At 69.5% G+C, this 13291-nt stretch carries 12 protein-coding genes; 8 read left to right on the top strand and 4 right to left on the bottom strand.

Features of this window, described 5'->3' with window-relative positions:
- A partial coding sequence (locus tag ABTZ99_RS43185) for a carbohydrate kinase family protein (RefSeq protein WP_499618916.1) occupies positions 1–750 on the bottom strand: 750 nt, incomplete at its 3' end.
- Between the two features lie 217 nt (positions 751–967).
- Here ABTZ99_RS43185 and ABTZ99_RS43190 point away from each other — a divergent pair.
- Positions 968–2284 carry a hypothetical protein gene (locus tag ABTZ99_RS43190; protein WP_499618918.1) on the top strand — a complete coding sequence of 439 codons (1317 nt, stop codon included), beginning with the start codon at positions 968–970 and terminating at the stop codon, positions 2282–2284.
- Positions 2285–2735: 451 nt separating this feature from the next.
- Here ABTZ99_RS43190 and ABTZ99_RS43195 read toward each other — a convergent pair whose 3' ends face one another.
- A complete protein-coding gene (locus ABTZ99_RS43195; RefSeq protein WP_498781514.1) occupies positions 2736–4124 on the bottom strand; it encodes a KamA family radical SAM protein in 1389 nt (462 codons plus the stop codon).
- Between the two features lie 108 nt (positions 4125–4232).
- Here ABTZ99_RS43195 and ABTZ99_RS43200 point away from each other — a divergent pair, with 108 nt between their 5' ends.
- The 4 genes from ABTZ99_RS43200 (at position 4233) to ABTZ99_RS43215 (ending at position 7894) form a co-directional block, all read left to right on the top strand.
- The gene (locus ABTZ99_RS43200; RefSeq protein ID WP_498781513.1) at positions 4233–4706 is read left to right on the top strand and encodes an FxsA family protein; all 474 of its coding nucleotides are present in this window, start codon (positions 4233–4235) and stop codon (positions 4704–4706) included.
- Between the two features lie 88 nt (positions 4707–4794).
- Complete coding sequence (locus ABTZ99_RS43205) at positions 4795–5340, top strand: EF-hand domain-containing protein (RefSeq protein ID WP_498781511.1); 546 nt, start codon at positions 4795–4797, stop codon at positions 5338–5340.
- A 50-nt stretch (positions 5341–5390) separates the two neighbouring features.
- Positions 5391–6350, top strand: a complete 960-nt coding sequence (locus ABTZ99_RS43210; protein WP_498781510.1) for a TIGR03885 family FMN-dependent LLM class oxidoreductase — start codon at positions 5391–5393, stop codon at positions 6348–6350.
- Entirely contained in the window at positions 6347–7894 is a 1548-nt protein-coding gene (locus ABTZ99_RS43215; protein ID WP_498781509.1) for an alpha-amylase family protein, read from the top strand. The genes ABTZ99_RS43210 and ABTZ99_RS43215 overlap by 4 nt, the downstream gene beginning before the upstream one ends.
- Here the strand turns inward: ABTZ99_RS43215 and ABTZ99_RS43220 are convergent.
- Both ABTZ99_RS43220 and ABTZ99_RS43225 read right to left on the bottom strand, forming a co-directional pair.
- Positions 7879–8547 (bottom strand): response regulator, encoded by a 669-nt coding sequence (locus ABTZ99_RS43220; RefSeq protein ID WP_498781508.1) that lies wholly within the window; start codon positions 8545–8547, stop codon positions 7879–7881. The genes ABTZ99_RS43215 and ABTZ99_RS43220 overlap by 16 nt on opposite strands.
- Positions 8544–10115: an ATP-binding protein gene (locus ABTZ99_RS43225; protein ID WP_499618920.1), complete on the bottom strand. Its 1572-nt coding sequence runs from the start codon at positions 10113–10115 to the stop codon at positions 8544–8546. Before ABTZ99_RS43225 ends, ABTZ99_RS43220 begins: the two co-directional genes overlap by 4 nt.
- Before the next feature lie 161 nt (positions 10116–10276).
- Between ABTZ99_RS43225 and ABTZ99_RS43230 the strand changes: the two genes are divergently transcribed.
- Genes ABTZ99_RS43230 through ABTZ99_RS43240 form a run of 3 tightly spaced genes read left to right on the top strand, consistent with a single transcriptional unit; the run spans position 10277 to position 13255 of the window.
- Complete coding sequence (locus ABTZ99_RS43230) at positions 10277–11254, top strand: Bug family tripartite tricarboxylate transporter substrate binding protein (protein WP_498781507.1); 978 nt, start codon at positions 10277–10279, stop codon at positions 11252–11254.
- Entirely contained in the window at positions 11251–11781 is a 531-nt protein-coding gene (locus ABTZ99_RS43235) for a tripartite tricarboxylate transporter TctB family protein (protein WP_498781505.1), read from the top strand. Before ABTZ99_RS43230 ends, ABTZ99_RS43235 begins: the two co-directional genes overlap by 4 nt.
- Complete coding sequence (locus tag ABTZ99_RS43240; protein WP_499618923.1) at positions 11774–13255, top strand: tripartite tricarboxylate transporter permease; 1482 nt, start codon at positions 11774–11776, stop codon at positions 13253–13255. The genes ABTZ99_RS43235 and ABTZ99_RS43240 overlap by 8 nt, the downstream gene beginning before the upstream one ends.
- Positions 13256–13291: the final 36 nt, after the last annotated feature.

Here is a 13291-nt window from a genome sequence, read left to right on the forward strand (position 1 = left end):
GGCCACCTGCCCGCCGGATAAGCCGGCGGCCGCGGCGGGTTTGGTCCCCACCCTCCCCCCGCCCGGCGGGGGGGGCTGGGGGTGGCCGGCGCCCCCCCCCACGGCCAGCGCGCCCTCGGCGCCGAGCGTGGCGACCGCGGGCTTGCTGAGCGACTTGAGGAACACCAGCAGCGCGTCGCGCTTCGCGAAGGCGTCGTCGTTGAGGAAGACGCGGTCGGCCGCGTCGAGGAAGTCGCGGTGGAACCCCGCGACGCCGTCGTAGTCGTGCAGGTCGCACCACACCGGCACGCCGGCCGCACGGGCGGCGGACAGCAGGGGGCGGGCGTGCTCGGCGAGGTCGATCACCGCCGCGTCGGCCGCCGCGAGCGCGGCCAGCGCGCGTTCGTCGTGCTCGGCCTGGCGCAGCCGGGGGAGTTCGAGGTAGATCGACACGCGCCCGCCGTGCGGGTCCATCAGGTTGAGGTGCTGCTCGGTGGCGGTGTCGACCACCTCGGCGATCACCTCGACCCCGGCCCGTTCGAGCACGTCGAGCACCGACCGGCCGGCCTCGTCGTCGCCGACGACGGTCCGCAGCGTGACGTCAGCGCCGAGCGAGGCGAGGTTCAGCGCCTTGCCCGCCGACGTGCCGCCGACCGCCACGCGGTGGCCGGTCGCGAACACGGTGTGCGGCCTGGCCTGCGGCAACCGGTCCAGCAACACCAGTCGGTTCCACGACACCGGCCCCGCGACGAACACCTTCGGCTTGTGCATGAGCGCCATTCTGAGGCGTGATCAACACATCGGCCAACGACGGGCAAGCGCGGCTGCAAGTCCTGTCATGTTCGCATCTATAGCTTCAGTGTTGACTAAAATAAAGAGCGGTCCTCACGTGCTCCGCGATATAAGGAACATGATCGACTCAACCCACCACCAGCTCCGGGAAGGCTGCTCGATGCCACGGAACAGCAAGTTACTGAGACGTTCCCTCGTGCCCGTCGCCACCACCGTCACCGCGGTGGGCTCGCTCGTCCTGATCGCACCACCGGCCGTCGCCGCCGAGACCGACGTGCCCTGCGACCCGTCCGCGCTGGTCGCCGCCGTCGCCGCGGCCAACGCGTCGGCTGTCCCGGACACCTTGTCCCTGGCGGCGAACTGCGTCTACACGCTCACCGCGCCCGCGGTGGCGGAGGTGGAGGACGGGCTGCCGGCCATCGCCGGGAAGCTCACGATCCACGGCAACGGCGCCACCATCGCCCGGGCCGCGAACGCGCCGCGGTTCCGGCTCATCTCCAACTGGGGCGACCTGAGCCTCGACCACGTCACGCTCACCGGCGGCCATGCCCCGGACGCGGTCGGCACTGACTCCTACGGGGAGGGGAACCAGGGCGACTCGGGCGGGGCCATCCAGAACTGGGGTCCGCTGACCATCAGCGACAGCGTGCTGACCGGCAACGCCGCCGGCGCGGGTGCGCCCGGTGCGGACGCGACGGCCACGAGCGCGCGCGCCGGTCGCGGTGGGCTCGGTGGTTCCGGCGGCGCCATTTCCTCCTACGGCTCGACCTCGGTGCCGCTGACCATCACCGACAGCACGATCACCGGCAACTCCAGCGGCCCCGGTGGTCGCGGCGGCAACGGCATCGGCCAGGTGGCGGGTGGCCGGGGCGGCTCGGGCGGCTTCGGCGGAGGCGTGCACACCGTCTCCGGCACCGCGCTGCGGATCAGCGGCGGCCTCGTCCGCGGGAACGCTGCCGCCGACGGTGGCGTGGGCGGATCCGGTGGCGTCGACGGCGGTGGGGGAGGGGACGGCGGCAGCGGTGGTACCGGCGGTGGGGTGGACGTGGGCGGCCGCGAGGGCCAGGCGTTGAGCCCGTCCGTCACCGGTGTCGTGATCACGGCCAACCGGGCCGGCCGGGGTGGTGACGCCGGCGCTGCGGGGCCCGGCGGCTACGCCGGGTTTGCCGGTTTCGGCGGCAGCGGAGGAGGGGTCGCCGTGTACCGCGAGACCCTCACCCTCGCCCGCGCCAGGGTCACCAACAACGCCGCGGGCGAGGCGGGGGCGGGTCTGTCACCGTTGCCGGGCTCCGGCGGCGGCATCGACACCCTGTACGCGCACGTCACGTTGGTCAACGGGACCGTGGTGACCGCCAACCGGCCGAACAACTGCGACTCCGCGGTCGACGTGCCCGGCTGCACCAACGTCCCGGTCGCCGTCCGGGTCCAGCGCACCGATGGCGCAGCTGGTCGGAACCTCCAGGTCGACGACCACGCCCGAGTGTCTCGGGTCGCGTCGGTGACAGTGAGGTAGTCGAACCGCGTCCAGCCCGAAGCACGCACGCTTGGTCAGCTCGATAGTTTCAGTGTTGACTAAAAAGAGGTCTCCAGTCGCACCGTCGCCAAACTGCACATCGAGCCACGAGCACACAACCCGCTCAAGGCGACGCAGGGGAGTGGTGGACGCCCCGCCGGTGCTCCCGGCGGGGCCGCGGCCCGGCCTGCGGCAACCGGTCCGGCAACACCAGTGCGCGGACGGGCGGACGCGGCGACACCGCACCTGGGCACCGGAGATCGTCCCGGCGGTGTGGTCGTCAGGCGAAGTTCTTCCTGGGTGTGGTCGGCCAGGCAATCCGCAGGCCGACCACACCCAGTCTCTTCATCTTCTCAATGACTTCAGTGTTGATCAAAATTAGACACACTCAGGGTGACGTACGCAAACACGCCACCCCAAAAAACAGCAAGGAGACCTGGGCGGACCGGGGCTACGCCTGCTCGGACCACCAGCGGCGGCCGGTTTCGGGCAGGGTGGAGATCGGGTCGTAGTAGGGGTAGCGGCGGTCGAGGGCCTCGGGGTCTTCGAGTTCGATGCCGGTGCGGTAGTTCTTGGTCCAGTAGGAGATGCCGAGTTCGCGGTCGTACTCGTGGAGCTGGTGGACCCACCTCTTGCCGACGTACGGGACGTCGCAGACGATGCGCGGCGTGGCGTAGCCGGGCAGGTAGCCCATGATCGCGTGCTGGAGTTCCTGAGCTTCCCAGACGGCGACGCGCCAGTGCTCGGCGTTGGGGATCATGTCGCACATGTAGAAGTAGTACGGCAGGATGTTCGCTTCGCCCTGGAGCGCGAAGCAGAGGTCGAGCAGGTCTTCCGGGGTGGCGTTGACGCCCTTCATGAGCACGCCCTGGTTGCGGACGTCGCGGACGCCGACTTCGAGGGCGGTGCGGGCGGCTTCGGCGACGAGCGGTGTGACGGTCTGGACGTGGTTGACGTGGGTGTGGATGGCGAGGTTGACGCCGCGGCGGCCGGCGGTGCGGGCGACGCGTTCGAGGCCTTCGACGACTTTGGGTTGCAGCCAGTGCTGGGGTAGTCCGGCGAGGGCTTTGGTGGCGAGGCGGACGTCGCGGACGGTGTCGATGTCGAGCAGTCGCATGAGGAACGACTCGAGTTGGGGCCAGGGGACGTTGGCGACGTCGCCGCCGGAGACGACGACGTCGCGGACGCCGGGTGTGCGCTTGAGGTAGTCGATCATCTGTTCTTGGCGGTCGACGGGCTTGAGCGCGAGCTTGTGCTTCTGGACCTGGGGCGTGGAGTTGCCGACGAGGTCCATGCGGGTGCAGTGGCCGCAGTACTGGGGGCAGGTGGAGACGAGTTCGGCGAGGACTTTGGTGGGGTAGCGGTGGGTGAGGCCTTCGACGACCCACATCTCGGCTTCGTGCAGTGAGTCGCGGGCGGAGTGGGGGTGGCTCGGCCAGTCCGGGTCGCGGTCGGATCGCACGGGGATCATGTAGCGGCGGATGGGGTCGGCGAAGAAGGCTTCGGTGAACGCCTCGGGGTCGAGTGGGGCGTCGGGTGCCATGGTGTTGATCATCTGGGGTGGCACGAGCATGGACATGGTGGCGGATTGCTGCTGGTCGGCGGCCAGTTCGTCGTAGAACCGGTCGGTGAGCAGGTCGCCCATGAGGGTGCGCAGTTGTTTGGGGTTCTTGATGCAGTTGGCGCGTTGCCACTGGGCGTCGCGCCATTGGGTGTCGGTGGTGTCGCGCCAGCCGGGGAAGCGGCGCCAGTCGGGTTCGACCAGCTCTTGGCGCACGTAGGTGTAGGGCTGGAGGTCAGCCCTGGGCTGCGTGGGTGTGACCTCGTGCAGCGCAGTCATCCATGCTCCCTGTCGGTCGAGTGGCGTGAAGATATGCTGCCAGATGGCGGGTTGGCCGTAAATATTTCGGCAGGGAGCGTTTCGGGGCGTTCGTGCGTTGGGTTGGGTATGCGTGTGTTCGCGGTACTGCTGGTGGGCCTGGCTGTGGAGGTCACCGCTCTGGTGGCGGCGTTCGGGGCGTGGGGTCTGTTGCCGACCCTGGGTCTGCTGGTGCTGGGCGGGGTGGTGGGTTCGGTGTTGATGCGTCGTGAGGGGTCGCGGGCGGTGGCGGCGTTCTCGGAGGCGTTGCGGACGCGTCGGGCGCCGCATCAGGAGATCGCGGACGGTGTGCTGATCGCGGCGGCGGCGTTCTTGATCATCGTGCCGGGGTTCGTGAGCGACGTCGTGGGGCTGTTCCTGTTGTTCCCGCCGACGCGGCGGTTGTTGAGCAGGCGGATCGCGCGGCGTGCGGAGGAGCGGGAGCGGGCGATGGTGTTGAACGTGCGGTACGGGCAGCACCCGATGGCGGGTGGTGTGGTGGTGGACGGCGATGTGGTGGAGGTGCGGCCGGAGTCGTCGTCGGATCGGCCGGAGTTGACCTGATCGGGTGTGGGGGGCGGTTTCGCGCTGCCGGGCCGGTGGGGCGGTTCCTAGGCTTCGCCCTGGTTCGTTCCCAGGGAGAGGTGTGGTCATGTCGGGTGATCTGCGGTTGGACAACGTCGACCGGGCGTTCGCGGTGTTCGACGTGGACGGTGATGGGGTGATCGGCTGGGAGGACTTCTCGGCGGCGGCTCGGGGTGTGGGTCGGGAGTTCGGGTTGGGGGTGGAGTCGCCGGAGGTGCGGAGCCTGGTGGCGGCGTACCGGGCGGTGTGGGAGTACGTGGTGGGGGCGGATCTGGATTCGGACGGTGTGGTGGACCGGGGTGAGTTCCGGGCGGCGCACGAGTCGGGTCGGGTGTCGGCGGGTGGGTTGGTGGAGAAGTGGTTGGTGGTGTCGGAGCGGACTTTCGAGTTGGCGGATCGTGATGGTGACGGTCTGCTGGACGGGAGTGGGTTCGCGGGGATCTACCGGGGTGCGGGGGTGACGGATCCGCAGGTGGCGGCGATCGCGTTCGCGGGGATGGACGTGGATGGCAGTGGGCGGGTGGATCGGGCGGAGTTCTTGGCGAACGTGCGGGGTTTCTTCACGGCGGGGGATGCGTCGGTGAAGGGCTCGCGGATGCTGAGCGAGGGCTGAGGGTGTCGGTCGGGGTGTTGTCGGGGGGTGGCTTGGGTACGTGAGACGGCATGACCGTCATCGGTGTGCACGCGTCTCATGAGCAGGTTCACCCTTCCGCGTTGTTGGCGGCGGTGCGGCGGGCGGAGGAGGTGGGGTTCGACGCCGCGATGTGTTCGGACCACTTCTCGCCGTGGAGTGCGCGGCAGGGGCAGAGCGGGTTCGCGTGGTCGTGGTTGGGTGCGGCGCTGGAGGCGACGGGGTTGCCGTTCGGGGTGGTGAACGCGCCTGGTCAGCGGTATCACCCGGCGGTGATCGCGCAGGCGATCGGGACGTTGGGTGCGATGTACCCGGGTCGGTTCTGGGCGGCGTTGGGCAGTGGTGAGGCGAGCAACGAGCACGTCACGGGTGGGGGTTGGCCGCGCAAGGAGGTGCGGAACGCGCGGTTGTCGGAGTGCGTGGAGGTGATCCGGGCGTTGTTGGCGGGGGAGGAGGTCAGTCACGACGGTCTGGTGACGGTGGACCGGGCGCGGTTGTGGACGAGGCCTGACGAGCCGCCGTTGTTGGTCGGTGCGGCGGTGAGCGAGGAGACCGCGCGGTGGTGCGCGGGGTGGGCGGACGGGTTGATCACGGTGAACGCGTCGGCCGAGCGGTTGGAGCGGGTGGTGGCGGCATACCGGGACGCGGGTGGTCGGGGGAAGCTGCACCTGCAGGTCCACTTGAGTTGGGCGGACACCGATGAGGAGGCGCGGTCGATAGCGCACGAGCAGTGGCGGAGCAACGTGTTCGGGCCGCCGGTGTGCTGGGACCTGGAGACGGCGGAGCACTTCGACGTGGTGTCGGAGCACGTGTCGGTGGAGCAGGTGGCGGGTGTGGTGAACGTGTCGTCGGATCTGGGGTGGCACGCGAAGGCGATCCGGGAGTACGCGGAGTTGGGGTTCGAGGAGGTCTACCTGCACCACGTGGGGCAGGAGCAGGAGCGGTTCCTGGATGCTTTCGGTGAGCGGGTGCTGCCGGAGGTGCGGTCGTGAAGTTGACGAGGACCGCGGATCTGTGGTGGAAGAACGCCGTCGTGTACTGCTTGGACGTGGAGACGTTCCACGATTCGAACGGTGACGGGTTCGGTGATTTCCGGGGGTTGATCGACAAGATCGACCACTTGCACAAGATGGGTGTGACGTGTTTGTGGTTGATGCCGTTCTTCCCGACGCCGGATCGGGATGACGGTTATGACATCACGGATTTCTACGGGGTGGACCCGCGGTTGGGGACGTTGGGTGATTTCGTGGAGTTCGTGCGGACGGCGCGTGACCGGGGGATGCGGGTGATCGCGGATCTGGTGGTGAACCACACGTCGGACCAGCATCCGTGGTTCCAGGCGGCGCGTGATCCGGGTAGTCCGTTCCACGACTGGTACGTGTGGGCGGACGAGCCGCCGGCGGACGCGTCGGAGGGGGTGGTGTTCCCGGACAAGGAGAAGTCGTTGTGGACGTACGACCGGAAGGCGAAGCGGTATTACCTGCACCGGTTCTACCGGCACCAGCCTGATCTGAACGTGGCGAACCCGGCGGTGCGGGACGAGATCGCGCGGGTGATGGGGTTCTGGATGGAGTTGGGGTTGTCGGGGTTCCGGGTGGACGCGGTGCCGTTCTTGTTGGAGGCGCCGATCGAGGCGTTGCCGGATCCGCACGACTACCTGGCGGATTTGCGGGCGTTCTTGTCGCGGCGCAACGGCGAGGCGATCCTGTTGGGTGAGGTGAATCTGCCTTATGCGGAGGCGATGGCGTTCTTCGGCGGGTCGGACGGTGTGGGCGACGAGTTGCACATGTGTTTCGACTTCATCGGGATGCAGCAGATGTACTTGTCGTTGGCGCGGGGGGACGCGAGTCCGTTGACGCATGCGTTGAAGGAGCGGCCGAGTCCGCCGCGGGATTGTCATTGGGCGACGTTCGTGCGCAATCACGACGAGTTGACGTTGGACAAGTTGACGGAGCCGGAGCGGCAGGAGGTGTTCGCGGCGTTCGGGCCGGAGGAGGACATGCAGCTGTACGGGCGTGGGTTGCGGCGGCGGTTGCCGTCGATGCTGGGCGGGGACCTGGCCCGGATCAAGATGGTGTACAGCCTGTTGTTCTCGTTGCCGGGGACTCCGGTGTTGTTCTACGGCGAGGAGGTCGGGATGACGGAGGACCTGTCGCTGGAGGGTCGGTTGGCGGTGCGGACGCCGATGTGGTGGGACGCGGTGGACGAGCAGCGTGGTGATCCGGGGTCGTTGTTGGGGTGGACCCGGTTGTTGGTGGAGCGGTATCGGGAGTGTCCGGAGTTGGCGTGGGGGACGTTCACGGCGATCGACACGGCGGTGCCGTCGGTGTTGGCGCACCGGTGTGAGATCGACGGTGGTGTGGTGGTGGCGGTGCACAACTTCGCGGGTGAGGACGTGTCGGTGGAGGTGCCGAGGGTGGAGGGTGTGCTGACGGATCTGTTGGTGGACGGGACGGTGGAGCCGGGGAAGGACGGGACGGCGAGGGTGGAGTTGGGTCCGTACGGGTGTCGGTGGTTCCGTCAGGTGAGGCGGTAGCCGTGGGCGGGTCGGTTGGCCATGCCGTAGCGGGGTAGGACTTCGGCTTTGCCGGTGGTGACGAGGTGTTCGAGGTAGCGGCGTGCGCTGACGCGGGAGAGTCCGGCGCGGTCGCCGACTTCTTGGGCGGAGAGGTCGTGGTCGGTGGTCTTGAGGGCGTCGACGACGAGTTTGAGGGTGAGGGGGGAGAGTCCTTTGGGGAGGGCGGCGCGGGGTCGGTGTTGCAGGAGTTGGTCGACTTCGTCCTGGTCGAGCCAGGGGCCGAGGCGTTGGACTTCGGTGCGGCGGGTGAGGTATTCGCGCATGCGGTCGAGGAACGCGGCGCGGGTGAAGGGTTTGACGAGGTAGTGGTCGACGCCGCGGGACATGGCTTGGCGGACGGTTTCGCGTTCGCGGGCGGCGGTGACGGCGATGACGTCGACGGGTGGTCCGGGTCGGGTGCGGAGTCGGGCGAGGACGTCGAGGCCGGAGATGTCGGGGAGGTGGATGTCGAGGAGGACGAGGTCGGGGCGGAGGGTGTCGACGGCGCGGAGGGCTTCGCCGCCGCCGTGTGCTTCGCCGACGACGGTGAAGTCGGGGAGGGCTTCGAGGAAGCCGCGGTGGACGGCGGCGACGGCGAAGTCGTCGTCGACGACGAGGGTGCGGACGGTCATCGGGCGGCCTCCGGGAGCCAGACGTCGAACGAGGCTCCGCCGAGTTCGGAGTCGGTGAGGTGGACTTGTCCGCTGCGTCGGGTGACGACGCGGGAGACGAGGGCGAGGCCGATGCCTCGGCCGTGTGCGCCTCGGGGTGCTTTGGTGCTGACGCCGAGGGTGAAGATGCGGGTGCGTTCGGTGTGGTCGATGCCGGGTCCGTCGTCGTCGACGACGACGCGGACGCCGGTGGTGTCGGAGTGGACGAGGACGCGGACGGTGCCGCCGGGGTCGACGGCGTCGACGGCGTTGTCGACGAGGTTGCCCAGGACGGTGAGGGCGTCGTCGCCGGTGCGGGTGTGGATGGTGGTGGCGGGGTCGAGGCGCAGGGTGATGCCGCGTTCGTGGGCGGTGGAGGACTTGGCGAGCAGGAGTGCGGCGAGGGCGGGGTCGGTCATGGCGCCGCCGATGATGTCGGAGGTGGCGGAGCCGGTGCCGCCGACGCGTTCGATGTAGGCGACGGCGTCGTCGCGTCGGTCGAGTTCGACGAGGCCGCTGATGACGTGCAGGTGGTTGGTGAATTCGTGGGCTTGGGCGCGGAGGACTTCGGTGACGGTGCGTTGGCCGTCGAGTTCGCGCAGGGCGTCGTGGAGTTCGGTGCGGTCGCGGAGGGTGAGGACGACGCCGACGGGGCGGCCGTGGGTTTTGGCGGTGGTGCGGTTGGCGACGAGGACGCGTTCGCCGGCGAGGACGAGGCGGTCGGAGACGTCGTCGTGGGTGCGGGCGAGGTCGAGGAGGCCGCCGTCTTCGAGGATGGTTTCGGCGGGTTGTCCGGTGGGGTCTTCGGTGAGGTCGAGGAGGCGGAGGGCTTCGTCGTTGACGAGGACGAGGCGTTCGTGGTCGTCGACGGCGACGACGCCTTCGCGGATGCCGTGGAGCATGGCGTGGCGGGTTTCGAGGAGGTGGGCGATCTCGTCGGGTTCGAGGCGGAAGGTGCGTTTGCGGACCATGCGGGTGACGAGGGTGGCGCCGAGGACGCCGACGAGGGCGGCGGCGGCGAGCCAGCCGATGAGTTCGGGGAGGTCTTCGGCGAGGTCGGCGGCGAGTTCGCTTTCGAGGATGCCGACGGAGGCCATGCCGATGATGGCGCCGGTGGTGTCGCGGATGGGGACTTTGGCGCGGAGGCTGGTGCCGAGGGTGCCGGTTTCGGTGCCGACGAAGACGTGGCCGGACAGGGCGGTGCTGGGGTCGGTGGAGACGGGTTCGCCGATGCGGTCGGGGTCGGGGTGGGCGTAGCGGCGGCCGGTGCGGTCGGTGACGACGACGTAGGTGACGCCGGAGGCTTTGCGGAGCAGTTCGGCGAGGGGCTGGATGGTGGCGGCGGGGTCGGGGGAGGTGAAGGCGTCGACGACGGTGGGGAGGCGGGCGACGCTTTCGGCGACGGAGAGCATGCGGTCTTTGTAGGCCTCGCGGATGCGGTCGCTTTGGAGTTTGGCCGCCAGGAGGCCCGCGGTGCAGGTGGTGGCGAGGACGATGACGACCTGCAGGACGAGGAGGGTGACACCGAGGGGGACCGAACGGCGGCGCATGGCAGAGCATTCTGGCCCAACGCGTGTGAGCCCGGCCACGACCAAAACGACCAATACGTGTTTTACGACCTTTGCGCCTGGTTGGGGTGGGTGTGCTCCTACCGTTCCGGCCCACTGGAGCGACAGTGCTGCGGTGGTGGTTTGCGAACGTGGAGGACCCGATGGCTGGACGGCACACCCGACTTCTCGCGGCGGTGGCCGCCGCGGGCCTGGTGCTCGCGGGGTGTGGGGGCGGTGGCGGCGCGAAGGGCGACGACATCGGCAGGTTGGAGATCATGGCGCCGGCGGATCCGGGGGGTGGGTGGGATCAGACGGCGCGGGCGATGCAGGCGGCGATCGACGGGGCGGGGCTGGCCGATTCGGTGCAGGTGAGCAATGTCGGTGGCGCGGGCGGCACGGTGGGGTTGCAGAAGTTGGCGACCGAGCGGTCGGAGAGCTTCCTGATGGTGACCGGGCTGGTGATGGTCGGCGCGGTGGAGACCAACGGGGTGGACAAGCGGTTGGAGGACACGACGCCGATCGCGCGGTTGACCGCGGAGGACGAGGTGGTGGTCGTGCCCGCCGATTCGCCGTATCGGACGATCGAGGATTTGTTGGCGGCGGTGGACGCCAAGGGCCAGGGTGTGACGATCACCGGTGGTTCGGCGGGCGGCACGGACCACATCCTGGCGGGGATGTTGTTGCAGGCGTTGGAGATCGATCCGGCGAAGTTGAACTACGTGCCGTACTCCGGTGGTGGTGAGTCGTTGGCGGCGTTGTTGGGCGGGAAGGTCGACGCCGGGATCTCGGGTGTGGGCGAGTACGTGGAGCAGATCAAGGCGGGCAAGCTGCGGGCGTTGGGCACGTCGGGGCCGAAGGAGCACCCGGAGTTGAAGGTGCCGACGTTCAAGAAGCTGGGCACGGGCGTGGAGCTGATCAACTGGCGTGGGGTGGTGGCGCCGGGGTCGATCTCGGTGGCGGCGAAGGACCGGCTGGTCAAGGTGGTGACGGACATGCACGCGAGTCCGCAGTGGCAGGAGGAGTTGGCGAAGAAGGGCTGGACGGACACGTTCCAGACCGGGCACGACTTCTCCACGTTCCTGACCATGGAGATCGGCCGGATCAAGCCGGTGTTGCAGGAGATCGGCCTGGTCAAGTGACGTCTGCGGACACGAACCCGGCGCCGGGGGCGGCGCGGTCGGCGAAGGTGGAGGAGTACGTCTTCGCCGGCCTGGTGGTGGCGTTGGGCGTGTTCACGCTGGTGGACGCGACCACGATCGCGACGCGGGGTTCGCTGGGCGCGGTGGGGCCGCGCGCGTTCCCGTACGCGGTGGGGGCGTTGCTGGTGGCGACGGGGGTGGCCACGATCGTGGCCACCCTGCGTGGCCGGTTGGGCGCGGCGGAGGACGCGGAGGACGTGGACTCCACCGTGCGCACGGACTGGGTGACGGTGGCGAAGCTGGTCGCGGTGCTGGTGGCGCACCTGGTGTTGATCGACGTGGCCGGGTGGCCGGTGGCGGCGGTGGTGCTGTTCTTCGGCGCGGCGTGGTCGTTGGGCGCGGTGTGGTGGAAGGCGCTGGTCGTCGCGGTGGTGTTGGCGCTGGTGGTGCAGGCGCTGTTCGCGTCGGGGCTGGGGTTGTCGCTGCCGGCCGGGGTGTTGGAGGGGGTGCCGTTGCTCGATGGGTAGCCTGTCCGCTCTGCTGGAGGGTTTCGCGACCGCCGCGCAGCCCGAGTACCTGCTCTACGCCCTGCTGGGTGTCACCCTGGGCACCGCGGTCGGGGTGTTGCCGGGCATCGGCCCGGCGATGACGGTGGCGTTGTTGCTGCCGTTGACGTACTCGCTGGAACCGACCGCCGCGTTGATCATCTTCGCGGGCATCTACTACGGCGGCATGTACGGCGGGTCGACCACGTCGATCCTGCTCAACACGCCGGGCGAGTCGTCGTCGGTGGTGACGGCGCTGGAGGGCAACCGGATGGCGCGCGCCGGGCGGGGCGCGGCGGCGTTGGCGACGGCGGCGATCGGGTCGTTCGTGGCGGGCACGATCGCGACGATCCTGCTCACCGCGGTGGCGCCGGGCATCGCGGAGCTGGCGGTGCGGCTGGGTCCGGCGGACTACGTGGCGTTGATGGTGGTGGCGTTCACGACGGTGGCGGCGCTGCTGGGCGCGTCGCCGGTGCGCGGGTTGGCGTCGTTGGGGCTGGGCCTGTTCATCGGCCTGGTGGGCACGGACACGTTGACGGGGCAGCAGCGGTTCACGCTGGGTGTGCCGACGTTGTCCGACGGCGTCGACGTGGTGGTGGTCGCGGTGGGGGTGTTCGCGGTCGGCGAGGCGCTGTACGTGGCGGCGCGGCTGCGGCACGGCCCGGTCGAGGTGGTGCCGGTGGGCGGGAAGTGGATGACCGGCGAGTTCTGGCGGCGGTCGTGGAAGCCGTGGTTGCGCGGCACCGCGATCGGGTTCCCGATCGGCACGATCCCCGCGGGCGGCGCCGACGTGTCCACGTTCCTGTCGTATGCGGCGGAGAAGAAGCTGTCCAAGCGGCCGGAGGAGTTCGGGAAGGGCGCGATCGAGGGTGTGGCGGGGCCGGAGGCGGCGAACAACGCCGCGGCGGCCGGGGTGCTGGTGCCGCTGCTGACGCTGGGGTTGCCGACCACGGCGACGGCGGCGGTGATCGTGGCCGGGTTCCAGAGCTACGGCATCCAGCCGGGCCCGCTGCTGTTCACCAACGACTCGGCGCTGGTGTGGGCGTTGATCGCGTCGCTGTACATCGGCAACGTGATGCTGCTGGTGCTGAACCTGCCGTTGGTGAAGATCTGGGTGAAGGTGCTGCAGATCCCGCGGCCCTACCTGTACGCGGGGATCCTGCTGTTCGCGGCGTTGGGCACCTACGCGGTGAACTTCGTGGTGGACGACCTGGTGGTGCTGCTGGTCATCGGGGTGGCGGGGTTGTTCATGCGGCGGCACGGCTATCCGGTGGCGCCGTTGGTGGTGGGGCTGATCCTGGGTCCGATGGCCGAGGAGCAGGTGCGCCGCACGTTGCAGATCAGCGAGGGCGACCCGGCGGCGTTGGTGACCAGCCCGTTCGCGGCGGTGGCCTACGGGCTGTTGGCGGTGGCGCTGCTGGCGGCGGTGGTGTCGCGGGTCCGTCGCCGGGCCTGACCGTCGTCCGCGTGCCCGGCCCCAGGGGGATCCCAC

This window comes from Actinosynnema sp. NPDC002837, from assembly GCF_040295345.1.
Taxonomy (GTDB): Bacteria; Actinomycetota; Actinomycetes; order Mycobacteriales; family Pseudonocardiaceae; genus Actinosynnema.

What these genes read in the sequence shown, in the direction of transcription:
- ABTZ99_RS43200 (WP_498781513.1), top strand. Translation starts at nt 4,233, where the DNA reads ATGCGTGTGTTCGCGGTACTGCTGGTGGGCCTGGCTGTGGAGGTCACC.
- ABTZ99_RS43210 (WP_498781510.1), top strand. Translation starts at nt 5,391, where the DNA reads ATGACCGTCATCGGTGTGCACGCGTCTCATGAGCAGGTTCACCCTTCC.
- ABTZ99_RS43220 (WP_498781508.1), bottom strand. Translation starts at nt 8,547, where the DNA reads ATGACCGTCCGCACCCTCGTCGTCGACGACGACTTCGCCGTCGCCGCC.
- ABTZ99_RS43195 (WP_498781514.1), bottom strand. Translation starts at nt 4,124, where the DNA reads ATGACTGCGCTGCACGAGGTCACACCCACGCAGCCCAGGGCTGACCTC.
- ABTZ99_RS43225 (WP_499618920.1), bottom strand. Translation starts at nt 10,115, where the DNA reads ATGCGCCGCCGTTCGGTCCCCCTCGGTGTCACCCTCCTCGTCCTGCAG.
- ABTZ99_RS43240 (WP_499618923.1), top strand. Translation starts at nt 11,774, where the DNA reads ATGGGTAGCCTGTCCGCTCTGCTGGAGGGTTTCGCGACCGCCGCGCAG.
- ABTZ99_RS43205 (WP_498781511.1), top strand. Translation starts at nt 4,795, where the DNA reads ATGTCGGGTGATCTGCGGTTGGACAACGTCGACCGGGCGTTCGCGGTG.
- ABTZ99_RS43230 (WP_498781507.1), top strand. Translation starts at nt 10,277, where the DNA reads ATGGCTGGACGGCACACCCGACTTCTCGCGGCGGTGGCCGCCGCGGGC.